The sequence below is a fragment of the Phenylobacterium sp. genome (genome assembly GCF_031425575.1).
Taxonomy (GTDB): Bacteria; Pseudomonadota; Alphaproteobacteria; order Caulobacterales; family Caulobacteraceae; genus Phenylobacterium.
Map to the genome: position 1 here is coordinate 12,651 of NZ_JANPJP010000192.1, position 21,363 is coordinate 34,013.

Annotated in this window: 23 protein-coding genes and 2 tRNA genes; 17 read left to right on the forward strand and 8 right to left on the reverse strand. The window is 70.1% G+C overall.

Annotated elements, in window-relative coordinates:
- Window position 1: 1 nt before the first annotated feature.
- From narJ to RMO97_RS11035, 7 genes are read left to right on the forward strand one after another with little or no spacing between them, the layout of a single operon-like run.
- Window positions 2-709, forward strand: a complete 708-nt coding sequence (gene narJ, locus RMO97_RS11005; protein WP_310541016.1) for a nitrate reductase molybdenum cofactor assembly chaperone — start codon at window positions 2-4, stop codon at window positions 707-709.
- A gap of 12 nt (window positions 710-721) precedes the next feature.
- On the forward strand, window positions 722-1,525 hold the full coding sequence (gene narI / locus RMO97_RS11010) for a respiratory nitrate reductase subunit gamma (protein WP_310541018.1): 804 nt from the start codon (window positions 722-724) through the stop codon (window positions 1,523-1,525).
- Window positions 1,526-1,530: 5 nt separating this feature from the next.
- The gene (locus tag RMO97_RS11015; RefSeq protein WP_310541020.1) at window positions 1,531-2,655 is read left to right on the forward strand and encodes a peptidylprolyl isomerase; all 1,125 of its coding nucleotides are present in this window, start codon (window positions 1,531-1,533) and stop codon (window positions 2,653-2,655) included.
- Window positions 2,656-2,658: 3 nt separating this feature from the next.
- Complete coding sequence (locus tag RMO97_RS11020; RefSeq protein WP_310541022.1) at window positions 2,659-3,846, forward strand: hypothetical protein; 1,188 nt, start codon at window positions 2,659-2,661, stop codon at window positions 3,844-3,846.
- Window positions 3,847-3,869: 23 nt separating this feature from the next.
- Window positions 3,870-4,418, forward strand: coding sequence for a hemerythrin domain-containing protein (locus tag RMO97_RS11025; protein ID WP_310541024.1), 549 nt, complete (start codon window positions 3,870-3,872; stop codon window positions 4,416-4,418).
- Window positions 4,415-5,080 carry a carbonic anhydrase gene (locus tag RMO97_RS11030; RefSeq protein WP_310541026.1) on the forward strand — a complete coding sequence of 222 codons (666 nt, stop codon included), beginning with the start codon at window positions 4,415-4,417 and terminating at the stop codon, window positions 5,078-5,080. The genes RMO97_RS11025 and RMO97_RS11030 overlap by 4 nt, the downstream gene beginning before the upstream one ends.
- Window positions 5,077-5,724: a molybdenum cofactor guanylyltransferase gene (locus RMO97_RS11035; RefSeq protein WP_310541028.1), complete on the forward strand. Its 648-nt coding sequence runs from the start codon at window positions 5,077-5,079 to the stop codon at window positions 5,722-5,724. The genes RMO97_RS11030 and RMO97_RS11035 overlap by 4 nt, the downstream gene beginning before the upstream one ends.
- Here the strand turns inward: RMO97_RS11035 and RMO97_RS11040 are convergent.
- From RMO97_RS11040 to RMO97_RS11060, 5 genes are all read right to left on the reverse strand, one after another.
- Window positions 5,640-6,836, reverse strand: coding sequence for an FAD-binding oxidoreductase (locus RMO97_RS11040; protein ID WP_310541029.1), 1,197 nt, complete (start codon window positions 6,834-6,836; stop codon window positions 5,640-5,642). The genes RMO97_RS11035 and RMO97_RS11040 overlap by 85 nt on opposite strands.
- Window positions 6,833-7,741: a U32 family peptidase gene (locus RMO97_RS11045; RefSeq protein ID WP_310541030.1), complete on the reverse strand. Its 909-nt coding sequence runs from the start codon at window positions 7,739-7,741 to the stop codon at window positions 6,833-6,835. The genes RMO97_RS11040 and RMO97_RS11045 overlap by 4 nt, the downstream gene beginning before the upstream one ends.
- Window positions 7,738-8,730, reverse strand: coding sequence for a peptidase U32 family protein (locus RMO97_RS11050; RefSeq protein ID WP_310541031.1), 993 nt, complete (start codon window positions 8,728-8,730; stop codon window positions 7,738-7,740). The genes RMO97_RS11045 and RMO97_RS11050 overlap by 4 nt, the downstream gene beginning before the upstream one ends.
- Window positions 8,730-9,254, reverse strand: a complete 525-nt coding sequence (locus tag RMO97_RS11055) for an SCP2 sterol-binding domain-containing protein (RefSeq protein ID WP_310541032.1) — start codon at window positions 9,252-9,254, stop codon at window positions 8,730-8,732. The genes RMO97_RS11050 and RMO97_RS11055 overlap by 1 nt, the downstream gene beginning before the upstream one ends.
- A gap of 107 nt (window positions 9,255-9,361) precedes the next feature.
- Window positions 9,362-10,732, reverse strand: coding sequence for an FAD-binding oxidoreductase (locus tag RMO97_RS11060; protein WP_310541034.1), 1,371 nt, complete (start codon window positions 10,730-10,732; stop codon window positions 9,362-9,364).
- A gap of 226 nt (window positions 10,733-10,958) precedes the next feature.
- Here RMO97_RS11060 and RMO97_RS11065 point away from each other — a divergent pair, with 226 nt between their 5' ends.
- Genes RMO97_RS11065 through RMO97_RS11075 form a run of 3 tightly spaced genes read left to right on the forward strand, consistent with a single transcriptional unit; the run spans window position 10,959 to window position 12,905 of the window.
- Window positions 10,959-11,363, forward strand: a complete 405-nt coding sequence (locus RMO97_RS11065) for a hypothetical protein (protein ID WP_310541036.1) — start codon at window positions 10,959-10,961, stop codon at window positions 11,361-11,363.
- A 19-nt stretch (window positions 11,364-11,382) separates the two neighbouring features.
- Window positions 11,383-12,240 (forward strand): alpha/beta hydrolase, encoded by an 858-nt coding sequence (locus RMO97_RS11070; RefSeq protein WP_310541038.1) that lies wholly within the window; start codon window positions 11,383-11,385, stop codon window positions 12,238-12,240.
- A 5-nt stretch (window positions 12,241-12,245) separates the two neighbouring features.
- Complete coding sequence (locus RMO97_RS11075; protein WP_310541040.1) at window positions 12,246-12,905, forward strand: helix-turn-helix domain-containing protein; 660 nt, start codon at window positions 12,246-12,248, stop codon at window positions 12,903-12,905.
- Window positions 12,906-13,071: 166 nt separating this feature from the next.
- Here RMO97_RS11075 and RMO97_RS11080 read toward each other — a convergent pair.
- Window positions 13,072-13,148 (reverse strand) — tRNA-Pro (locus RMO97_RS11080).
- A 126-nt stretch (window positions 13,149-13,274) separates the two neighbouring features.
- On the opposite strand from RMO97_RS11080, the gene RMO97_RS11085 reads away from it, so the two are divergent.
- From RMO97_RS11085 to RMO97_RS11095, 3 genes are all read left to right on the forward strand, one after another.
- Window positions 13,275-13,348, forward strand: a tRNA-Gln gene (locus RMO97_RS11085).
- A 127-nt stretch (window positions 13,349-13,475) separates the two neighbouring features.
- Complete coding sequence (locus tag RMO97_RS11090; RefSeq protein ID WP_310541042.1) at window positions 13,476-13,667, forward strand: hypothetical protein; 192 nt, start codon at window positions 13,476-13,478, stop codon at window positions 13,665-13,667.
- A gap of 85 nt (window positions 13,668-13,752) precedes the next feature.
- Complete coding sequence (locus RMO97_RS11095; RefSeq protein ID WP_310541044.1) at window positions 13,753-14,004, forward strand: DUF6894 family protein; 252 nt, start codon at window positions 13,753-13,755, stop codon at window positions 14,002-14,004.
- A 15-nt stretch (window positions 14,005-14,019) separates the two neighbouring features.
- Here the strand turns inward: RMO97_RS11095 and RMO97_RS11100 are convergent, their stop codons facing one another.
- Complete coding sequence (locus tag RMO97_RS11100; RefSeq protein ID WP_310541046.1) at window positions 14,020-14,733, reverse strand: Crp/Fnr family transcriptional regulator; 714 nt, start codon at window positions 14,731-14,733, stop codon at window positions 14,020-14,022.
- Between the two features lie 242 nt (window positions 14,734-14,975).
- Here RMO97_RS11100 and RMO97_RS11105 point away from each other — a divergent pair, with 242 nt between their 5' ends.
- The 3 genes from RMO97_RS11105 (at window position 14,976) to RMO97_RS11115 (ending at window position 19,666) form a co-directional block, all read left to right on the forward strand.
- Window positions 14,976-17,732 carry a PAS domain S-box protein gene (locus tag RMO97_RS11105; protein WP_310541048.1) on the forward strand — a complete coding sequence of 919 codons (2,757 nt, stop codon included), beginning with the start codon at window positions 14,976-14,978 and terminating at the stop codon, window positions 17,730-17,732.
- On the forward strand, window positions 17,716-18,156 hold the full coding sequence (locus tag RMO97_RS11110) for a response regulator (RefSeq protein WP_310541051.1): 441 nt from the start codon (window positions 17,716-17,718) through the stop codon (window positions 18,154-18,156). Before RMO97_RS11105 ends, RMO97_RS11110 begins: the two co-directional genes overlap by 17 nt.
- Before the next feature lie 85 nt (window positions 18,157-18,241).
- Window positions 18,242-19,666 (forward strand): amidase family protein, encoded by a 1,425-nt coding sequence (locus RMO97_RS11115; protein WP_310541053.1) that lies wholly within the window; start codon window positions 18,242-18,244, stop codon window positions 19,664-19,666.
- Between the two features lie 61 nt (window positions 19,667-19,727).
- On the opposite strand, the gene RMO97_RS11120 is transcribed toward RMO97_RS11115, so the two are convergent.
- Window positions 19,728-20,468 (reverse strand): TylF/MycF/NovP-related O-methyltransferase, encoded by a 741-nt coding sequence (locus tag RMO97_RS11120; protein ID WP_310541056.1) that lies wholly within the window; start codon window positions 20,466-20,468, stop codon window positions 19,728-19,730.
- A 133-nt stretch (window positions 20,469-20,601) separates the two neighbouring features.
- On the opposite strand from RMO97_RS11120, the gene RMO97_RS11125 reads away from it, so the two are divergent.
- Window positions 20,602-21,363 (forward strand): DUF4118 domain-containing protein (locus tag RMO97_RS11125; protein ID WP_310541058.1); only part of this gene is annotated, 762 nt, incomplete at its 3' end.

Genomic DNA, 21,363 nt, shown 5'->3' on the forward strand with positions numbered 1-21,363 from the left:
CATGGCCCGCACCTACAAGGCGCTCGCGCTGCTGCTCACCTATCCCAACCGCGACCTGCAGGCCTTCGCGCCCGAGGCCGTGGCCGTGATCGAGGCCGAGGCCATGCTGAGCAAACCCCTGGTCCAGGCCCTGCGCAAGCTGGCCGCCGAGATCACCGGGGACGACATCTACGACCTGCAGGAGCGCTACACCGAGCTCTTCGACCGCACCCGGTCGCTGTCCCTCAACCTCTATGAGCACGTGCACGGCGAGAGCCGCGACCGCGGCGAGGCCATGGTGGCGCTGCTGGAGCTCTATCGGGCGCAGGGCCTGGACCTGGCGGCCAACGAGCTGCCGGACTTCCTGCCGGTGTTCCTGGAATTCCTCTCGACCCTGTCTGATCCCCAGGCCGCGTCCCTGCTGGGGGAGGCGAGCCACGTGCTGGAGGCCATGGGTGAGCGGCTCAAGACCCGCGGCAGCGCCTATCGCGCGGTGTTCGGGGCCCTCGCCCGCCTGGCCGACACCCAGGCCGATCCTGGCGTCCTGGCGGCTCTGCTCAGTGAGCCGGAGGAGAACCCCAACGACCTGGAGGCCCTCGACAAGGCCTGGGCCGAGACCGCCGTCACCTTCGGCCCGTCCGACTCAGACTGCCCCAAGGCCAGCGCCTTGGTCGAGGCCATGACCGCCGAACCGCCGCGCGCCTCACGCCGCGCCGGCGCGCCGGCCTAGGAGCCCCTTGCGATGCAACTGCTCAATCAAATCCTGTTCGGCGTCTATCCCTACATCGCCCTCGCGGTCCTGGTGCTGGGGTCGGTCATCCGCTTCGACCGTGAACAATACTCCTGGCGCTCCGGCTCCTCGCAGCTCCTGCGGCGCAAGCAGCTGGTCCTGGGATCGGTCCTGTTCCACGTCGGCGTTCTGGTCATCTTCGGCGGCCACTTCGTCGGCCTTCTGACCCCCATCTGGGTGTTCGACGCCCTGGGCGTGCCCCACGGCGCCAAGCAGATCCTGGCCATCGTCGCCGGCGGCGTCGCCGGGATCCTGTGCCTGGTCGGCGGCCTGCTGCTGCTGCACCGGCGCCTGTTCGACCCGCGAATCCGCCACAATTCCAGCTTCGGCGACACCGCCATCCTGATCATCCTGATGATCCAGCTCTGCCTGGGCCTGGCCACCATCCCGCTGTCCCTGGGCCACCTCGACGGCGGGGAGATGCTAAAGTTCATGAGCTGGGCCCAGGGCGTCTTCGCCTTCCAGCCCAACGTCGCCGACCACGTCGCCGACGTGCACCCGATCTTCAAGGCGCACCTGGTGCTGGGCATGACCATCCTGCTGGTCTTCCCCTTCACCCGCCTGGTGCACATGCTCTCGGCGCCGGTCTGGTACCTCAACCGCCGGGGCTGGCAGCTGGTGCGGTCGAGGCGTCCGCTGCCGCACCGCCGCGACAACGCCGCCCCGGTATATCCGACCAAGCCCGGCGTGCAGCCCGCCGCCGTCAGTGCGAAAACCGTTGCGGTCCGACCCGCGCCCCTCAAGGCCGCGGAGTAGCCATCATGACCGCCACAGCCGCGACCGCCACCATCGTCGTCGAAGGGGTCGAGATTCCCGAGTTCCTCATCGCCGAGGAGGTCCAGAACCATCCCAGCCTGTCGGCCGCCGAGGCCCGCGCCGCCGCCGGCAAGGCGCTGGCGGTCAAGGCCCTGCTGCTGCACCGGGCCGACGAGCTGGGCCTGACGCCCGGGCCCATCAAGGATGAGGCCGGCCGCGAGGAGACCAATGAGGAAGCCCTGATCCGGGCCGTCCTCGATGCTGAGATCGACATCGAGTCTCCCAGCGAGGCCGAATGCCGTCGGGTCTATGACACCCAACGCGCCCGCTTCACCAGTCCGGCCCTTCTGGAGGCGGCCCATATCCTCATCGAGGCCGAGGGCGACGACGCCAAGGCGCTGGAACAGGCGCGCCAGACCGCCCAGGGCGTCCTGGACCGCTGCCTGGCCCAGCCGTCGCAGTTCGCCCACCTGGCCAAGACCCTGTCGGACTGTCCCTCGGGCAAGCTCGGCGGCTCGCTTGGCCAGCTTGGCCCCGGCGACGTGGTGGGGGAGATCGAGCGTGCGCTGGGCGGCCTGCAGGCCGGGGACATTTTCCCCCGCCCGGTCGCCTCGCGCTTCGGCTGGCACATCCTGAAGCTCGAGCGGCGGATCGAGGGGCGGGAGCTGCCCTTCGACTATGTGGAGGACAAGATCGCCCTTCACCTGGAGAGCCGCGCCTGGACCGCCGCGGCGACCCGCTATGTCTCCGACCTGGCGGATCGGGCGCGCGCCCAGGGCGTCGCCTTCAGCCTCAGCCGCGACGGCCGGTTCGCCACCGGCTCCCTGTCGCTGGGCGAACTGCTGTCCCAGGGCGGCTCGGCCGACGAGCTCGAGGCCTGGCTCGACGCCACCGATCCGGAGCTGGCTGACCGCGTGAGGGCCGCGGCCCTGGCCGACAAGCTCGACGTCACCAGCTTCGTGCGCCGCGCAGTGGCCCACTTCGTCGACAACGCCGGCGACGAGAGCTGGACCCACCTGATCTCGGCCGCCCAAGGCGCCAAGGACCCCGCCATCGCCGCCATGGCGTCCCTGCTGAGGGCCAAGCTGACGCCCAAGGCGCGCACCTACACCATCGTCCGGAGAGTGTGAGTCATGCGTCTTCTTTCCCGCCTCCTGGGCCTCGCGTCCCTGGCCGTTCCATCCCTGGCCTGCGCGGCCGAAGCGCCCAAGGGCCTGATCCTGGAATCCCGCCTGCGGTACGAGACCGTGTCCCAGGATGGCTTTTCCAAGGACGCCCAGGCGGTCACCCTGCGCACCCGACTGGGCTATGAGACCCCGGCCTTCCACGGCTTCAAGGCCCTGGTGGAGGGGGAGAACGTCACCGCGCTCTCCGACCGCTACAACAGCAGCACCAACGGCAGGACCTCCTATCCCCTGGTGACCGATCCCGAGACCACCGAGCTGAACCGAGCCCAGGTCTCCTGGACGGGGACGCAGGGCGAGGCGGTGGTCGGACGCCAGCGCCTGATCCTCAACAACGCCCGCTTCGTGGGCAATGTGGGCTTCCGCCAGAACGAGCAGACCTTCGACGCGGCGAAGCTGGTCTACCGGCCATCTCCCAAGGTCAGCGTGACCTACGCCTATATCGACAAGGTCCACCGGATCTTCGGCGAGGACCATCCGCAGGGAAACTGGCGCAGCGACTCCCACCTGGCGCAGCTGGACGCCAAGACCGGCTTCGGCCAGGTCTCGGCCTATGGCTACCTGCTGGACTTCGCCAATGCGCCAACCCAGTCGAGCGCCACCTGGGGCGCGAGGCTCACTGGCTCAAGGCCGCTGAAGCCGGGCCTCAGCGCCACCTACGAAGCCGAGTACGCCCGCCAGACCGACTACCGCAACAGTCCCACCAGCTTCGACCTCGACTACATCGCCCTCTCGGCCGGGCTGAAAACCAAGACCAACGCCGTGGCGCTCGGCTTCGAGCAACTGGACGGCGACGGCCGGCGCGGCTTCTCGACCCCGCTGGCCACCCTGCACGCCTATCAGGGCTGGGCCGACGTCTTCCTCACCACCCCCGCCAATGGCGTGCGGGACCTGAGCCTGACCGGCAGTTCGGTCCTCAAGGGCCCGCACGGCAAGCCGCTGAAGATCCAGGCGGCGCTGCACCAGTTCGACGAGTCCGGCGGCGGCGCGGGGCTCGGCCAGGAGCTCGACGCCTCGATCTCCATGCCCCTGACCTCAAAGCTGGGCGCCGAGCTGAAGGCCGCGGTGTTCCAGGGCGACCGGCCCGCCTTCCCCGATCGGACGAAGATCTGGCTGACGCTGGAATTCAAGCTCTGACCCAAGGTCGAGAGGAGGCGGTGGTGAAACAAACGACCGAAATCGAGGAGGTCCCGATCGAGCTCCTCGCCGAGCCCCTCGACTGGTTCTTCGCCGAGCACTACCGCCACCGGCAGCTTTGCCAGATGATCGACGAAGTCTGCGCGACCACCGTGTTCGACGGCGACAAGATCGCCAAGGTGGTGGCCTTCCTGAGCCACGACCTGGCCCTGCACGTGATCGATGAGGAAGAGGATTTTTTCCCGCTCCTGCGCCGACGCTGCCGGCCGGAGGACGAGGTCGAGCGGGTGCTGGGCATGCTGTCGGCGGAGCACCGGGCCGACATAGACAAGGCCAGCCAGGTCATCGACCTGCTCAAGGCCAGCCTGCTGAAGGAGACCGCGCCCGGCCTCGATCCGGCGCGGCGCAAGATCCTCTCGGATTTCGCCAGCCAGGAGCGCCGCCACCTGGGTCTGGAGAACGCCGTCATCCTGCCCATCGCCCGGCTGCGGCTGGACGCCGACGACTTGGCGACCCTGGGGCGGCGGCTGGCCGCGCGCCGCGGGCGCATCCTCCGCGAGCCGGACGCGTGACCCAGGGAGTCTTCCGCCGCAATCTCACCTGGGCGGCGGCCAGGGCTCGGGAGGACCGCGATTTCTTTCCGGGCCTGGCGGCTCAGGAGGCGGCGGACTATCTGTGGATCGGCTGCGCTGACAGCCATCTGCCGGCGCATGATCTGACCGGCCTGGCGCCAGGCGAACTTTTCGTACACCGCAACCTGGCCAATCTCGCCCCGGTCCAGGACGCCAATTTCCTGGCGGTCCTGCAGTACGCTCTCGAGGTTCTGAAGGTGCGGCACGTGGTGGTCTGCGGCCACTATGGCTGCGGCGCCGTGCGGACGGCCGTCAGCGGCGAGCGACATGGCCTGGTGGATAACTGGCTGCAGCCGGTGCGTAGCCTGTTCTGGCGTCATGCCGAGGTCCTGGACGCCATCCTCGACGTCGAGACCCGGCTGAATCACCTGTGCGAGCGCAATGTGGTCGAGCAGGTCGGCGGCCTGGCCGGCAATCCCCTCGTCCATGACGCTTGGCGCCGAGGTCAGCCCCTCACGCTGCACGGCTGGATCTATTCCATCCATGACGGCCTTCTGCGGGACCTGGAGACCACCGTCTGCGACCTGCACCAGGCTCGCGCCCTGATCGGCGCGCCGGCCGGGAGCGACCCGCGCCGCAAGCCCGCGAGGACAAGGTCATGACCGGCGTCGCCGTGGTGCTGGCCGGAGGCGAGGGCCGCCGGATGGGGGGCGGTAAGCCCCTGCGCGCCTGGGGCGACCGGCCGCTGCTGTCCCGGGCCATCGAGCTGGCGGGCGGTTACGCCAACCAGGTCGCCGTCGCGGTGCGGGAGGCGGGCCAGGCGGGGCAGGGGACGGAGATCCCGCTGCTGTTCGATCCGCCTGAGATCGGCGGGCCGCTGGCGGGTCTGGCCTCGGCACTGGACTTCGGACGCCGCCACGGCGCGCAGTGGGTCCAGACCCTGGCCTGCGACATGCCCTACCTGCCGCCCGATCTCTGCGACCGCCTGGCGGGGGCCCTGGCGCCGGAGGTCGGCGCGGTGCTTCCCACCAGCGGGGGCCGCCTGCATCCGATCTGTGGTCTCTGGCGCGTCGCCTCGCGGGATCGGCTGGAGGCCTATCTGGCGACCGGCCGCTCCTCCCTGCGCGGCTTCGCCGAGCATGTGGGGCTTCGGGAGGTGGCCTGGGACACGCCGGGGGCTGACCCGTTCCTGAACCTCAATACGCTGCAAGACCTGGCGACCTACCAGCCGTCCGCCGCGGCGTCCGACCAGGTCTTGGTGGAGCGGCCGACGGAGGCCGCGTTCTCGAAACGGGCGGGGCTGTAGCGCTCGGCGTCAACGCCGTGGTCAGACAAGTCCTGAGGCGGCCGGCGGCCTCGCACCAGGGCGGCCGCCAATCGGGAAACGGCCGGGGCGGTCTGGATCCCGAAGCCGCCTAGCCCGGCCAGCCAGAAGAACCCTGGCGCGGCCTGCGACCAGCCGATCACCGGGGCGCGATCCGACGCGAAGGTGCGCAGGCCCGCCCAACGGTGGTGGATCCGAGTCACCGGATGATCGGCCGCATCATGGAAGCGCTGCATGGCGCAGGCGATGTCCAGCTCGTCGGGCGTCGCGTCACAGGGCGGGCTCGGCGCCTCGTCAGCCGGGGTGATCAGCAGACGCCCCCCAAAGGGCCGGAAATAGAACCGCTCGTCGACGTCTTTCACCACAGGCCAGTCGTGGAAGCCGATCTCCCGTGGTGCGTCCGCCAGGATGGCGGTCCTCAGTCGGGGCGACAGGCCCACGGGCGCGAGCCCGGCGGCTTGGGCGGTTTCGTCAGCCCAGGCGCCCGTGGCGTTGACAAGGATCGGGGCGAGCAGTGAGGCCTGGCGGGTCTGGACGCGCCACCCGGAACCGTCTCGGTCGATGCGCGGCCACCCCGCGTCGGAAAGGATGACGGCGCCGGCCTCCCGGGCTGCACGCACCATGCCGCCGTGCAGCCGCGCCACGTCCAGGTCTCCGGCCTCGCTCTCCAGCAGGGCGGAGGCGACAGCCTGGGGCCGCAGGATCGGCGCCCGCCTCAGGGCTCTCTCGGTCGACAGGCGGCGCAGGGCGGCGACGCCGGCGGTCCGCCGGGCGAAGACGTCCAGGCGGTCGGTCTGGTCGGCGCGGGCGATGTGCAGCACCGGCCGCGGGCTCAGCAGGCGTCCGGCGAAGCCGCGGGGCGGCTCCTCGAAGAACCCACGGCTGGCGGCGGTCAGGGGCCAGACCGCCGGGCCGCCATAGGAGGGGATGTACATGGCCGCCGATCGGCCGGTGGCGTGGTAGCCGGGCTGCGGCTCCTGCTCCACCAGGGCCACCCGCAGCTCGCCCGAAAGCTGAGCGGCCAGGCCGGCGCCGGCGACGCCGCCCCCGAGCACCACCACGTCGAACAGCTGTCGCGAAGGACAGACGCTCATGCCGCGGGAGCCCAGTCGACGCCCGCCCGGCCGTGCAGATAGCCGTTGACCAGGGGGCCCGGCGGCCCGGCTTCCCGCACCCGGGCCGCCAGGTCCTGGGGCGAGAGCCGCCCCTGGCTGAAGCCCCGGAAGGCCGCGACCACCTTGAGCATGTCCCCGGTGTGGGGCGACAGGCGCAGGGCTCCGACCCCGGCCGCGCGCAACTCGGCGATCGGCAGGTCGGCCACCTGCGTCCCATGGGACAGGGTCTGGACGCCGTTCACCGCCAGGAAGTCCTGACCCTCCAGGGTCCGCACCGCGAGACCGTCGGGATCGCGGTCGCAGACCAGCTGGCAGGAGTCCTTGTGCAGCCCCCGGACCCGGGCGTGGTAGCAGCGCCCCGACAGGGCGAGCGGCAGGCGCCCATAGGCGAACAGCTCGATCTCCAGCCCGGGGCAAGCCTGGGCCACGCGCCCGATAGCCGGCAGCGACAGCTCGACATTGGGGCACAGGCGCACGCAGCCGCGAGCCATCAGCTCGCGCGCGGCGGCCTCGTTGTAGATGTTGAGCAGGGGCCCGGCCACGAAGGCTGCGCGGGACTGGCGATGGGCCAGGGCCGATATGTCGTTGATCTCCACCAGGCCCTCGCAGCCGGCCAGCTGCGCGACGCCACGGCGCTCACGGGGCGTCGTGGGCAGGGCCAGGGTCGACCAGACTACCGTCTTGCCGGCGCGCGTCAGCCGCTCGGCCGCCTCGGCCAGGGGCCCGGAGATGAAGGGCTCACGCTTTCCGCAGACCACCTCACCCAGATAGACGCGGTCGAGATCGCTCTCCTCGGCGACAGCGGCGTAGAAGTCGGCGATCCGCTCGGCCGACCAGTTGAACAGCAGCGGGCCCAGGGCGAGCTCAATGGGAGCCTCGCTCATCGCCAGGCCTTCCGATAGGCGCCGGCGGTCTCCCGGCCGCCCTCGGCCAAGCCTGTGAGGCGCGCTTCGTAGGGGGCGGTGGTCTCGCCGCGGTCCAGGGCGTCGAGGGCGGCCCGGAAGGCTCCGGCCACCCGGGCCACATAGGCCTTGCCGCGCTGGCGGCCCTCGATCTTCACCGCCCGGACCCCGGCGGCCCGCAGCTCCGCCAACAGGGCCATGGCGTTGAGGCTGGTCGGGTCTTCGAAGAGGTGGGACGCGGCCCCCTCGGCCTCGAAGCGTCCCTTGCAGAGGGTCGGATAGCCGGCGGCCGTTCCCGGCGCGACCTGGTCGATCATGAAGCCCCCGAGGCGCGGGGTCAGCAGACCGTCGGTCTCCTCCAGGGAGACGGCTTCGGGCGGTGAGCAAACCCCCGCCAGGTTGGGGGACTTGCCGGTGACGTAGGAGGACAGCGCGCAGCGTCCCTCGGCCATGACGCAGAGCCCGCCGTAGACAAAGGCCTCCACCTCCACATTGGTCTCGCGCACCAGGGTGGCGATCTCCGGCGCCGACAGGACGCGAGGGAGCACCACCCGCTTCACGCCATAGGCATGGGCGTAGAAGGCGATGGCCTCGGCCGTGCCGGCGGCGGCCTGGACCGAGAGGTGGAGCCTCAACTCGGGATGCTGGGCCTGGGCGTAGGCCAGCACTCCGAGGTCGGCGACGATGATGGCGTCGGCGCCCGCGGCCGCGGCGCTGTTCACCGAGGCCCGCCAGGCGTCGACCTCGCCCGCGCGGGCGAAAGTGTTGACCGCCACCAGCACCTTGGCGTCCTGATCGTGCGCCCAGCCGACAGCCGCCTTCAATTCCGCGGGGGAAAAGTTCAGGCCGGGGAAGTTGCGGGCGTTGGTCTCATCGCGCAGGCCGCAATAGACGCTGTCGGCGCCGGCTTCGATAGCCGCCCGAAGCATGGCCGGCGAGCCGGCCGGGCAGACGAGTTCGATCGATCCCATCAGGCCCATTCCGCCCTGGCGCTGGCGGCCGTCCGGGCGAAACGGACGGCTTCGTTGGCCATCTGGCTGGCCGGTCCCGACAGGCCCAGCAGGTCGGCGAGGGTCAGTTCCGCGGCCTCCAGGGTGTTGTGCAGGGCCATCACCGCCTCGATGTCGCCGCTCACCCGGATCGCCCTGGAAAAGAAGGCGGCGTCGGCGTCTAAGGAGCCGTCGAACAATCCCAACAAGGCGCCGAGCGGGCCCTCGATCCGCGCGACCCAGGGCGATTGATCGTCGCGCCGGCGAACCTGGACTCCCGCCGAGGCGCCCCGCGGAGCAAGCCGGAACGCCACCGGAGATCCGTCGGGGACGATCAGAAAAGCCGACTCGCCAAAGGCTCCCAGCCGCTCAAAGACCGCGGGCCGCCGCCGCGCCAGCCGCCGCAGCGCCGCGCTCAGCACCCACTCGGCCGGCGGCCGCATGGCCATTAGCAGCTCGGTGGCGTCGCCCTGTCGTCGGGCTCGGAGCCTGTGTTTCGTACGCATGCGTGGAACCTCTTCGGGCCCCAACCTGACGCGCGTCCTGCGGCGCGGGATACGGCGCAGTCGCCGCCGCACCCACGCAACTTGCTCAAGTCAGGCTTTGCCGATCATCAAGCTGGGATGACCTTGCCCGGATTCAGGATGCCGCGCGGATCGAGCGCGCGCTTCAGCGTCCGCATCAGGGCGAGCTCCTCCGCACTGCGGGAATAGGCCAGGTAGGGGCGCTTCTGCAGGCCGATCCCATGCTCGGCGGAGACCGACCCGGCCCGTGCGCGCAGGGGCCCATACACCATCTCCTCGATCTCAGGGCGGGCGTCCGGTTCGACGACGCCGACGATAAGGTGCAGGTTGCCGTCGCCCAGGTGGCCGAAGACCGTCATCGCCGCCTGGGGCCATCGGGCGGCGAGGGCGCCGCGGACCTCCGCCACATAGGCCTCCATCGCCGCGATGGGCAGGCTGACATCGAAGGTGATGATCGGGCCGTTGCGTGCGGTCTGGGCGACGTCGTCGCGCAGGGCCCACATGCGGTCCCGCTCGGCCTGGGACTTGGCGATGGCCGCGTCGGCCACCAGGCTGCTCTCGAGAGCGTCGGTGAGCACCTGTTCGAACCGCGCGGCGTCGTGGGCCAGATCCGGCCCTAGGGCCTCCACCAGCACGTAATAGGCGTGGCCTGCGGGCAGGATAGGGCGGCCCACCGCCGGCGGGCTGGTGACGAGGTCATAGAAGGCCGGCCACATCACCTCAAAGGCTGACAGCGCGCCGGCCAGTGACGCCTCGAGGGACCGCAGCAAGGGCGACAGGGCCTCGAACCGATCCACCGCCAGCCAGGCGGTCTCCTGCGACATCGGCCGGGGGCGCAGCCGGAACACCGCCCGGGTCACAACGCCCAGGGTGCCCTCCGAGCCGATGAAGAGCTGCTTGAGATCGTAGCCGGCGTTATTCTTGATCAGGTGGTTGAGGGCGGAAATCACCGTTCCGTCGGCCAGCACAACCTCCAGGCCGAGGACGCAGTCCCGCGTCATGCCGTAGCGGAGCACCCGGTTGCCGCCGGCGTTGGTGGAGACGACCCCGCCGATGGTGGCCGAGCCTCGCGCGCCCAGGTCCACCGGCAGGAACAGCTGCGCCGCGCTCGCCGCGGCGCAGGCGGACTCAAGGACGCAACCGGCCTGGACCGTCATGGTGGCGCCGACCGGGTCGATCTCTTCGATGGCGGTCATGCGGTCGAGGCTGAGCGCCAGAGCTCCTTCGGCGAAGGCGCCATCCACCAGGCCGGTGCGGCCGCCCCAGGGGACCACGGCCGCGCCAGCGGTGTGGGCCAGGCGCAGGATTCCCGACACCTCCTGTGTGGTGGCGGGCCGCAGGATCGCCCGCGGCGCGCCCAGCCGGGTCCAGGGACTGAAGGCCCATCCGGTGGCCTCCGCGCCGGTCAGTACGTGCTCGGCGCCCAGCAGCGCCTCAAGGTCGGCCAGCAAGGTATCCATTCCGCCTCCCGGGGGGGTCGGCGGCAGTGTCCTCTGGCCGAGGGAAGGGGCGAATGATCAGGATCAAACCGACGGGCCGTCCTCTGCTGGTGATGCGACATGCGGCGGCGTGCGGCGGTCTGGGGGTGTCGCACCCCCCAGCAGACATCAAGGGGGGCTTTGACGGCGGGCAAAGGGGCTCGCCGGCGCCGGGGCTAGGCTTGCGAGGTCATCAATGGAGGCCAAGATGCCTGCCACCACCTTCCCCACCACTCTCACCCGCCACCGGACGCTCGGCGCCTTGGCGACCGGCCTGATCGCCAGCGCGGCCGCCCTCGGCTTCGCGCCCGCGGCCCAGGCGCAGGGCCAGGAATTGTCCAGCGTCACCGTGACCCGGGCGCCCACCAGGGAGGCGATCAGCCTTCGTGGCAAGGCGGCGGTCGTCGTTCGCCACGAGGTCCGCCTGGCCGCCGGCCGCGTGTGCCGCAACGCCTTCTTCAATCACGAACTGAACGCCTTCGACATCGAATGGTGCAGCCAAGCCTCGGCGGATAAGGCCATGACCCGCTACCGCGCGATCGTGAGACACAACCGACGGGCAGGCGGTGAGTTCGCCGGGCTGCCGACAAGCATCGTGCTCGCGGCTCAATGAGGTCCGGCGGGGTCCGGTGATGGACCGCGCCGAGCGGCGAATGTTCGCCAGCGCCGACGGCCTGATCCTGGCCGCGGACGCCTCGGGTCCTCCCGATGGCCCCGAGGTGCTACTGGCCCACGGCGGCGGACAGACGCGGCATTCCTGGTCGGGAGCCGCGAAGGACCTCGCCGCCCGAGGATGGCGCGTCGTCACTCTGGATCTTCGCGGCCACGGGGACAGCCAATGGTCGCCTCGGGGCGACTACCAGCTGGAACGGTTCGCCGAGGATCTGGTCTGTGTCGCCGATCAGATGGGCGGCAGGCCGGCGCTCGTGGGCGCATCCCTTGGCGGTCTAGCGGGCCTCTACGCCGAGGCCTCGGTCGCCCCGGGGAGCTTCTCCTCCCTGACCCTGGTGGACATCACCCCGGACATGGACCCTTCGGGCGTCGCCAAGATCATGGGCTTCATGGGGGCTCACCTGAAGGACGGGTTCGAGAGCGCTGAAGCGGCGGCGGAGGCCATCGCCGCCTACCTGCCCGACCGCCCGGCCCCCCGCGACCTTTCGGGCTTGACCAAGAATCTGCGCCTGCGGCCGGACGGACGCTACCGCTGGCATTGGGATCCCCGCTTCGTCGCCAGCGCCCAGGAGGAGCACGCGCGCGGGCGGCGGCGCGACATGGACGACCAGATAAGCCGGCTCACGCTGCCGATGCACCTGATCCGTGGGCGCATGAGCGAGCTGGTCAGTGAGGCCGCCGCCACGGCCTTCCTGGCACTCGCGCCTCACACCGCGTTCAGCGACGTCGCCGGCGCGGGTCACATGGTGTCGGGCGACCGGAACGACGCCTTCAACTCGGCGCTGACGGCATTCCTCGGCGCCCATCGCGGAGCCTGAACGAAATGTCGGTGGAACAGGAGCGGCCGCGATCGCGCAGGACAATGCGCTCAAGGCCAAGGCCCTGGGCCAAGACCGACCAGCGGCGCTGCAAGGGCGAGGCGACGCGGGGGCGGATTCTCGACGCCGCCATGCTCATCGTCGCGCAGGAGGGGTATCACGCCGCGACCCATCAGCGCATCGCCCGGGCCGCCGGCCTGGTCCGGACCGCGATCAACTATCACTTTCCTGACCGAGACCAGCTCTCGGAGGCCTTGATCCTGCACCTGCGCCGGCTGAGGGCCGAGCGGGTGGCGGCGATGGTCGGCGCGCCGGAGCATTCCCACGGCTCGGCCATCGAAGCCTATTGGGCGCTACTGCGAGAGACGCCCTTCGTGGCGACGGCCGAGCTTGAATGCTGCGCCCGCACTGATCCCGACCTGCGCGCCCGCCTGGCGGCGGTGAGGTGTTCGTCGGCGCTGGACGGGGACCAGACGCCTGCCGTTGGCCCGAACCTCGATCGCCTGAGCATGTACCTGCTAGAGGGCTTGGCGCGAGGCGGGGGGCATGAGGGCGAGGCGTTCCTTGAGCGCCGTGGGCTCGGAATTCTGAAGCGCGCGGCAGAGGAGGCGCGCGAACTGGAGTCCGCGGCCCGGGACGGCTCTCTCCCCGAGGCCGCCGCGTAAGCTCGCGGCCCTGTCTGTCACCCTTGGTCCTGGATGGGCTAGCTGCCCCTGCCGCCGACCGAGCCCGCCTGAATCTATCGCCACACCCGTTCTGGGCGCGCCGAACCGGCGGACGTCCTGGGGCGGATTGCGCGGGAAAATCCCCCCGCGTGAGCGGGGAAATGAATGGTCGGAGTGGCAGGATTCGAACCTGCGACCCCCGCGTCCCGAACGCGGTGCTCTACCAGACTGAGCCACACTCCGACTTGAGGAGGGCGCTTATAGAGGAGCGCATTGGGCGCCGCAAGCGACCCTGAAGCCGTTGCATCCCAGGAACGCTTGCGCTATCTCCACGCCCTCGCGCAGGCCTCGGCCCAGCGGCGTTCCTGCTGGGGAATGGTGTAATGGTAACACAGCGGTTTTTGGTACCGTCGTTCTAGGTTCGAGTCCTAGTTCCCCAGCCAATCTGTCCTGACATCGTGACGGTCACGCCACTCGGCGCAAAAATTGGCGGCTCTCCGACTTTGCGGGCGGAACCGACCGCGCTCGGACCGGTTAGAGAGGCGCCTCCAACCTGTCACCCCAACGGCCATGCCCCATCGTCTCACCCTTCGACTTTGGCTCGCCGCCCTTGCGTCCGCCACCTGTGTCGGCGCCGCCAGCGGCGCGGCCCTGCGCCCCGGCCCGGACGAAACCACCGAGCCCCCCACGCCCCAGCTTATGAATCCCGGCCAGATCAACGTGATCGCCTTCGATCCGCGGGTCACAGCCTCCCGGTCCTGAGGCCAGGAACGCCCATCCCGGTCTGTCGTTAGTCCCCTGCGCCGGCCGGCGGCGCGCGTAACATCAGCGCCGCCGACGGACCGGAATGCCGAAGTTCTATTTCCATACCCAGGATGGCCACGTCACCCACGACGAGGACGGCACGATCCTGCCCAACCTGGCCAGTGCGCGGCGCGAAGCCGTGCGCATCAGCTGCCAGATGCTGCGGATGCGCGAGGACGAATTCTGGCTGACCCGCAGCTGGCAGATGACGGTAACCGACGAGGTCGGTTTGGTGCTCTTCCCCATCGATGTGGCCGCCCACCTGTCGCCGGCCGTGGCCGGGACTCTGCCCTGAGACCAGGGCGGTCGGTCAGGCGGCGCGCTCCACCCGGTCGGCCAGGATGCGGTCCACCGCCAGGGTGACGGTCTCGTAGCACTCGCAGGCGCGATGCGTCAGGGCGTCGCGGTCCAGGATGCAAATCTTGCCGCGGCTGTAGCGGATGATCTTCTCGGCCTGCAGAGAGGCCGCCAGGGTCGTCACCGTGGTCCGCTGGACCCCCAGCATGATCGCCAGGTGCTCCTGGGTCAGGGGAACGACGGCGTCGCCGCCCAGCCGGTCCTGGGTCATGAGCAGCCAGCGCGCCAGCCGCAGCGGCGTCGCGTGCAGGGTGTTGCAGGCGTTGGTCTGGGCGGTCTGGACGATGGTCGCCTGGGCATGGCGGATGATGGCGTCGGTCAGCACCGGACTGGCGGCCGCCCCGCGGCGCAGGGTCTCGGTGCGGATCTTCCAGGCCTCGCCGCCCACCTGCACGATCACCCGTTCGAAGGCGTAGGGCGAGCCCAGGGCGTGCAGCAGGCCAAACCCGCTTTCGCGCCCAATGGTGCGGCTCTCCACCTGGTCGCCGTTCGCCATGACCGCGATCACCGAGATGATCGAGTCGACGGGCAGCAGCACCATCTCCACCGTGCGGCCCACCTCGGCCAGGGTGTCGTCCCGCTTCAGGGTGACCCGCTCCAGGTCGGGTTCGATCAAGGCGCGAGCCTTGGGGGGAAGGGTGTCGAGGAAATGGTTGGTTCTCTGCATCCCATTGTAACGCTCGACGCGCGGGAAGGCGCCATCCTCTCCCCCGCGTCGCGCTATGTCGGGGGTCCGACGCCGACGCCCATCCTAGATGGCCGGATGGCTTCGAGCGGCAACCGTGGGAAGCAAATAGCTAGTATGCCGCACGAATTCCTTCGCCGTGCCGCGAGCCATTTACCAATTGCGAAGGCGGATGAACCACGTTCGCGAAGATGTTGGAGTTTGCTCTCCGCCAGGGAGGCCCCATGTACGCGAGCGGCGAGATCAATCGGCCTGCGACGGACGCCGACGTCTTTCGCCTGCTGGTGGAGGCCAGCACCGACATCATCGTGCGTACCGGCCTTGACGGCCTCCTCACCTACGTATCGCCGGCCTGCCGCACCCTAGGCTACGAGCCCGAGCAACTGGTTGGCCGCTCGGCGACGGCCCTGGTGCACCCCAATGACCTGGACCGGCACCTGGCGAACACCGCCAAGCTGCTGAAGGGCGCGCAGATTGACCGCGGGGGTGATCGAGCTCACCGCTACCGAGCCGGAGACGGGACCTGGGTCTGGCTTGAGGGCAACCCTCAGATTCTACGCGACGACTCTGGTCGGCCCGTCGAAATTCTCAACGCCTTTCGTGACGTCACGGCCCGCAAGCATGCCGAGGCGGTCCTGGCCGACGCGCGCAAGAAGGAGGCCGACGCGCGCGCGCAAGAACATGCGCAGCGTGACCTCTTCGAGAACGCCTTCCATCACGCGCCGATCGGCATGGCCCTGGTGGGTCTCGACGGCGCGTTCCTGAAGCTCAACCGGGCGTTCTGCGAGATCGTGGGCTATGGCGAACCGGAATTACTGGCCCTGGACTTCCAGGCCATCACCCACCCCGACGATCTGGACGCCGACCTTGGCCACCTGGCGCGCTTAGTGGCCGGGGAGATCCCTAGCTACCGGATGAACAAGCGCTATATCCGGAAGGATGGGGCGACCGTCTGGGTCGGGCTCTCGGTTTCGCAGGTCTGCGACACCGATGGCCGGCCAAAGCACTTCGTCGCTCAGGTTCAGGACCTCACCGCCCGGCGCGAGGCCGAGGATCGCTACCGCCTGCTGGCCGACGCCTCCACCGACGTGGTGCTCAAGGTCGATATGAACGATGTCATTCAGTACATCTCGCCGTCGGCCCGCCGCTACGGCTTTGAGCCCGATGACCTGATCGGCCGCCGCGGCGCCGAGTTCATCCACTCCGATGACTTGAAACGAGTCCTGGCGACGGTAGGCGAGGTCGCGGCCGGCGGAACCGTCGAGGCGTCCCGCGATCGCAGCCTGCGCATGCGCACCCGCGATGGCTATGTGTGGGTGGAAGCCAACACCACCCTGGTGCGCGATGACGACGGCGCGCCCATCGCCCTGGTGTCCCAGATGCGCGATGTCACCGAGCGTCGCGCCGCCTACGCCGCCTTGGCCGAGGCGGAGGCCAAGTTCCGTCTGATGGCCGAGAACGCCACCGACATGATCGTCACCACCGATCTGGAAGGCGCCATCACCTTCGCCGCGCCGTCATCGCGGGCGATCACGGGCTACGACAGCAGCGCACTGATCGGCCTCCGCCCGCTGGAACTCACCCATCCAGACGACGCCGCTGACGTCCTGCGGGTCTTCACCAACGTCGCGATGGGGCGCCAGGGCGAAGCCGTCCGCTGGCGTGTGTGGCACAAGCACGAGGAACGTTGGGTGTGGCTGGAGTCAAACCCCTCCCTGCTGCACGGCGACCGTCCGCTGGAGGAGCAGATGTTCCTCGACGTGATCCGCGACGTCACCCTCCAGGTCGCCCAGGAGGCGGCGCTCGCCGCAGCGACCGTCGCCGCCGAGGCCGCCGCGGCGGCCAAGGCGGAGTTCCTGGCGAATATGAGCCACGAGATTCGGACGCCCCTGACCGCCATCCTTGGCTTCACCGGCCTGCTGGCGGCCCGCCAAGGGTTGGACGAGATCGCCCGCGGCCACGTGGAAAGGGTCGCCGGCGCGGGCCATGCCCTGCTGTCGATCGTCAACGACGTGCTCGACTTCTCCAAGCTCGAAGCCGGCCAGTACGACATCAAGCCGCGGCCGGTCTCACCGGTGCAGGTCGCCCACGACGCCCTGCTGATGTTTGCGCCCCAGGCCGAAGCCAAGGGTCTGGCTCTGGAATTCCAGGCCGATGACGGGACGCCGGAGCTCCTGGCGCTCGACCCCGATCGGCTTCGCCAGATCCTGCTCAACCTGGTGGGCAATGCGATCAAGTTCACCGAGGAGGGCCTCGTCTGCCTGCGCCTGAGCTACGACACTGGCCTGGAGCGCCTGCATGTCGCCGTGCAGGACAGCGGCGTCGGCCTGACCCCGCAGCAGCAGGCAGGCCTCTTCCAGAGGTTCGCCCAGGTCGACGCCTCCTCCACCCGTCGTCACGGCGGCACGGGGCTCGGCCTGGCGATCTGCAAGGGTCTCACCGAGGCCATGGGCGGCGAGATCGGGGTGACCGGGGCGCCGGGCCGGGGCTCGACCTTCGCCTTCTTCATCGCCGCGCCGGAGGCCAAGGCCCCGGCGTCCGCGGCGGAGGCCGGCGAACCGGTCCTGACCCTCGACGGGGTGCGGGTGCTGGTGGTGGACGACAATCCCATGAACCGCGAACTGGCCCGCGCCGTGCTGGAGACCGTCGGCGCCGAGGTCACCCAAGCCGGCGACGGCGAGCAGGCCCTGCAGGCCGCCCTCAGCCTGCCCTACGACGTCATCCTGCTCGACATCCGCATGCCCATCATGGATGGCCCGGCGACCCTGAAGCGGCTGCGCGCCGAGCCGGGCCCGAACATGTCGATCCCGGTCCTGGCCTTCTCGGCCGACTCCGACCTGGAACGCTACGCCGAGGAAGACGGCTTCGACGACGTCGTTCGCAAGCCCATGAACGCCGTCGGCTTGATCCAGGCGATCGCACACTGGACCCAATGGGACCCGGTCTCCGACGAGGGCGCCTCAGATGCCGACGTTGCATGATGTAAAACAGATCCGCATCCTGGTAGTGGAGGACGACCCCATGGTGCTGGAGCTGATCACCACCCGGCTTAGCCTCGCGGGCTTCCACACCTTCAACGCCCGTGACGGCTACGAGGGCCTGGCCAGGCTCAAGGAGGTCAGCCCAGCCGCGATGGTCCTCGACATCAACATGCCTCGGCTGGACGGCTTTGGGGTGCTCAAGGGGATGAAGGCGCTGGGCATCGGCGTCCCCACCCTGGTGCTGACGGCGCGCAACCAGAGCTCGGACGTCCAGGAGGCCTTGAAGCTGGGCGCCTCCGACTTTCTCTCCAAGCCGTTCCAGGACCAGCAACTCCTGGCGCGAGTCGCCCGGCTGGTTCGCAGACCCGCAGCCCGGCCCGCGCCGCCTGCGCCTGCGCCGAGCGCGCCCTCGATCATAATCTGACCCGATCGCTGAGGCGCTCATCACTGGAAGCCCTGGATGCAGGGCGAATTCCCGCTAGGCTGTCTCAGCAGCAGGGAGCGCGACCATGGCCTTCAAGGAATACGCCGACTATGACGGCCTGGGCCTCGCCGCCCTGGTGGCCAAGGGCGACGTCTCGCCCGCCGAACTCACCGAGGCCGCCATCGCGCGCATCGAGCGCCACAACCCGACCCTCAATGCCGTGGTGCACAAGGCCTATGACGAGGCCCGCGCCACCGCCGCCGGCGATCTACCCGACGGCCCCTTCCGCGGCGTGCCCTTCCTGATCAAGGACCTCGGCGCCCAGGTCCTGGGCTGGCCCCGCACGTCGGGCAGCAACTTCGCCCAGGTCCCCACCGACGACGCCGACAGCAAGCTCGTCGCCCGCTACCGCGCCGCGGGCGTGGTGCTGGTGGGCAAGACCAACACGCCGGAGTTCGGCATTCCCGGCGTCACCAATTCCGACCGGCTGGGCGCCTGCCGCAACCCGTGGAACCCCGACCACATCTCCGGCGGGTCCTCGGGCGGCGCGGCCTCGGCCACCGCGGCCGGCATGGTGCCGCTCGCCCACGCCAGCGACGGCCTGGGCTCCATCCGCATCCCGGCGGCCTGCTGCGGCCTGGTGGGCATGAAGATCACCCGCGACCGCACCCCCATCTGCGAGGTCTCCGACGGGGCGCTGGGCTTCTCGGTCCACCATGTGGTCAGCCGCACGGTGCGCGACAGCGCCGCCATGCTGGACGCCACCGGCTACGCCCAGGTTGGAGACCCCTTCCAGGCCCCGGCCAAGGACGGCCCCTACCTGGCCGAGGTCGACCGCGCGCCGGGCAAGCTGCGCATCGCCTGGTCCCTGGAAACCCCCAACGGCCGCGAGATCGATCCCGAGATGGTGGCCGCCATGGCCCGCACGGTGGACGCCCTGAAGCACCTCGGCCACGAGGTGTTCGAACAGGGCCTGGGCATCGACTACCGCAGCCTCTACCGCGCCCAGTCCCTGGCCAGCGCCTCGAACTTCTCGGCCAATGTCCTGCGCTGGGTCGAACGCCTGGGCCGCGAGCCCGGCGAGGACGAGCTGGGACCGCTCGCCCGGCGCGGCTATGAGGCGGGCAAGCGCATCACCGGCCAGCAGGCCTTCTGGGGCTTCCAGCAGCTGCGCATCCTCAATCGCCAGATCCTGGCGGCGTACGAGGCCTTCGATGTCTATCTGCAGCCGACCATGAGCACCCCGCCGCCCCGCGTCGACTGGCTGGACCCGGCGCTGGACCCCAAGGAATTCGACAAGCGCCAGAGCGCCACCTACGCCACCACCCCGCCGGCCAACTTCACGGGCCAGCCGTCGCTGTCCCTGCCGCTCTGGCAGTCGGAGGCGGGTCTCCCCATCGGCATGATGTTCACCGCCCGCTTCGCCGACGAGGCCACCCTTTACCGCCTCGCCGGCCAACTGGAGAAGGAACTGCCGTGGTCGGCGCGGAAGCCGGCGATCTGGAACTAGCTGCGATCTTCTCCTCTCCCCCAGGCGGGAGAGGAGGTGCTGACCTTGGAACCTCGCCGACCTACAGCCCCGCGCGGAACACCCAGTGGGGCCAGACCTGCTCGGAGTGCAGGCGGCGCGCCATCACCAGCTCCTCCACCGCCTCGGTCGCGCCGATGCAGGACGGCGCGTCGGCGTCGTCATAGACGACATAGCCGCCCTTGGTCACGAACGGCCAGACGGCGTCCTGAGCGTACTTCACGCCGGAATAGATATCGCAGTCGATGTGGGCCAGGCCGAAGCTGGGCTTCTTCCTGGCGATGCCCGGGAAGGTGTCCTCAAACAGCCCCTTCACCACCACCAGGTTCTTAAGCTTCAGCTTGTCGCGCCGCTTGGACAGCGCCTCGAAGGAGGCCTCGGAGAAGTCACCGGCCCCGTGCAGGTCCCGCGCGGCGTCGGTCACCGGCATGCCGGCATAGGTGTCGCAGGCATAGATTTTGGCCTTGGGGGCGACGGCCTGCAGCACATGGGCCATGAACAGCGCATTTCCGCCCCGGTACGAGCCGAACTCGATGACGTCCTTGCCCTCCAGCTTCTCGAAGAAGTCGGTGAGGATCAGGAAGAGGTTCATCCGCTTGGCCTCGACCATCAGCGACCAGCCGCCGCTGGCCTCGGCGGCGGCCTGGTACAGCGGATCGGCGGCCACCTTCTGCGCCAGGTCGGTGTGCATCAGGCCCCAGCCCCGCTGATAGCCGTCCCGGGCCGAGCGGCCGCCGTGGATCGTGTCGGGGGTCCCGATGCTGGGGAGTTCGATGCGCGCCATGCAAGCTCTGCTATTGGGGAATCGACGGGCGCGCAATCCTTGGCGCCGGGCAGGCCCGCGCTCGCCTTGGGCCTGCCCGTGGCCACGCTTTGCGCGCGGGTCTAGGGTTGGGGCGTGCAGGCCGCCCGACCCCATGCCGATTGATCCCCCCGCCGCGCGCGCCACGCCGGCCGGCCTCGTCCTGCGCCATGCCGCCGCCGTGGCCGGGGTGGCCGCCGCCGGCCTGGCGGGCCATCTGGCCGCCGGCCGGGTCAACAGCGCCGACATCGCCATGCTGTTCCTGCTCAGCGTCCTGCTGAGCGCCCTGGCCCTCGGTTTCGGCCCGGCCCTGCTGGCGGCCTGCGCGGCGGCGCTCAGCTACAACTTCTTCTTCCTCAGCCCCCGGCTGACCCTGGCCATCGAGCGCCCCGCCGACCTGCTCACCTTCCTGGTCTTCTTCGCCGTGGCCCTGTCCACCGGATGGCTCGCCGGCCGCGCCCGCGATCAGGCCCGGTGGGCCGCACGGCGGGCCGGGAACCTGGAAGCCCTGTTCGAGGCCAGCCGGCGGCTGTCGGCGGCCGCCACGCCCACCGAGGCCGCGCGGGTTCTGGCCGACCAGGCCGCCGCCCTGGCCGGCCGGGCGGCCATCGTCATGCTGCCCCAGGATGGGTCCATGCGGCTGGCGGCCGGGCCCGAGGGGCTCTCGGACCTGTCGGAGGCGACCCTGGCCGCCGCCCGCCAGGTGTGGGACTCCGGTCTCGACGCCGAGGATGGGAGCTGGGCGATGCGGCCCCTGCAGGGGGTGGGCGGTCAGGTGGGGGTGATCGGCCTGCGCGGCCCGCGCCTGCCCGCCGATCAGGAGGGCCTGCTGACCGCCGTGCTGCGCCAGGGGGCCGTGGCCCTGGAGCGGGCCAGT

Excerpts from the sequence above, each read along its gene's own strand:
- RMO97_RS11050 (WP_310541031.1), bottom strand. The coding sequence starts at position 8,730 with ATGGGATCGATCGAACTCGTCTGCCCGGCCGGCTCGCCGGCCATGCTT.
- RMO97_RS11035 (WP_310541028.1), top strand. The coding sequence starts at position 5,077 with ATGACCGGCGTCGCCGTGGTGCTGGCCGGAGGCGAGGGCCGCCGGATG.
- RMO97_RS11120 (WP_310541056.1), bottom strand. The coding sequence starts at position 20,468 with ATGGCGCGCATCGAACTCCCCAGCATCGGGACCCCCGACACGATCCAC.
- RMO97_RS11070 (WP_310541038.1), top strand. The coding sequence starts at position 11,383 with ATGGACCGCGCCGAGCGGCGAATGTTCGCCAGCGCCGACGGCCTGATC.
- RMO97_RS11055 (WP_310541032.1), bottom strand. The coding sequence starts at position 9,254 with ATGCGTACGAAACACAGGCTCCGAGCCCGACGACAGGGCGACGCCACC.
- RMO97_RS11040 (WP_310541029.1), bottom strand. The coding sequence starts at position 6,836 with ATGAGCGTCTGTCCTTCGCGACAGCTGTTCGACGTGGTGGTGCTCGGG.
- RMO97_RS11065 (WP_310541036.1), top strand. The coding sequence starts at position 10,959 with ATGCCTGCCACCACCTTCCCCACCACTCTCACCCGCCACCGGACGCTC.
- RMO97_RS11075 (WP_310541040.1), top strand. The coding sequence starts at position 12,246 with ATGTCGGTGGAACAGGAGCGGCCGCGATCGCGCAGGACAATGCGCTCA.
- RMO97_RS11020 (WP_310541022.1), top strand. The coding sequence starts at position 2,659 with ATGCGTCTTCTTTCCCGCCTCCTGGGCCTCGCGTCCCTGGCCGTTCCA.
- RMO97_RS11045 (WP_310541030.1), bottom strand. The coding sequence starts at position 7,741 with ATGAGCGAGGCTCCCATTGAGCTCGCCCTGGGCCCGCTGCTGTTCAAC.
- RMO97_RS11105 (WP_310541048.1), top strand. The coding sequence starts at position 14,976 with ATGTACGCGAGCGGCGAGATCAATCGGCCTGCGACGGACGCCGACGTC.
- RMO97_RS11090 (WP_310541042.1), top strand. The coding sequence starts at position 13,476 with ATGCCCCATCGTCTCACCCTTCGACTTTGGCTCGCCGCCCTTGCGTCC.
- narJ (WP_310541016.1), top strand. The coding sequence starts at position 2 with ATGGCCCGCACCTACAAGGCGCTCGCGCTGCTGCTCACCTATCCCAAC.
- RMO97_RS11115 (WP_310541053.1), top strand. The coding sequence starts at position 18,242 with ATGGCCTTCAAGGAATACGCCGACTATGACGGCCTGGGCCTCGCCGCC.
- RMO97_RS11015 (WP_310541020.1), top strand. The coding sequence starts at position 1,531 with ATGACCGCCACAGCCGCGACCGCCACCATCGTCGTCGAAGGGGTCGAG.
- RMO97_RS11100 (WP_310541046.1), bottom strand. The coding sequence starts at position 14,733 with ATGCAGAGAACCAACCATTTCCTCGACACCCTTCCCCCCAAGGCTCGC.
- RMO97_RS11110 (WP_310541051.1), top strand. The coding sequence starts at position 17,716 with ATGCCGACGTTGCATGATGTAAAACAGATCCGCATCCTGGTAGTGGAG.
- RMO97_RS11060 (WP_310541034.1), bottom strand. The coding sequence starts at position 10,732 with ATGGATACCTTGCTGGCCGACCTTGAGGCGCTGCTGGGCGCCGAGCAC.
- narI (WP_310541018.1), top strand. The coding sequence starts at position 722 with ATGCAACTGCTCAATCAAATCCTGTTCGGCGTCTATCCCTACATCGCC.
- RMO97_RS11095 (WP_310541044.1), top strand. The coding sequence starts at position 13,753 with ATGCCGAAGTTCTATTTCCATACCCAGGATGGCCACGTCACCCACGAC.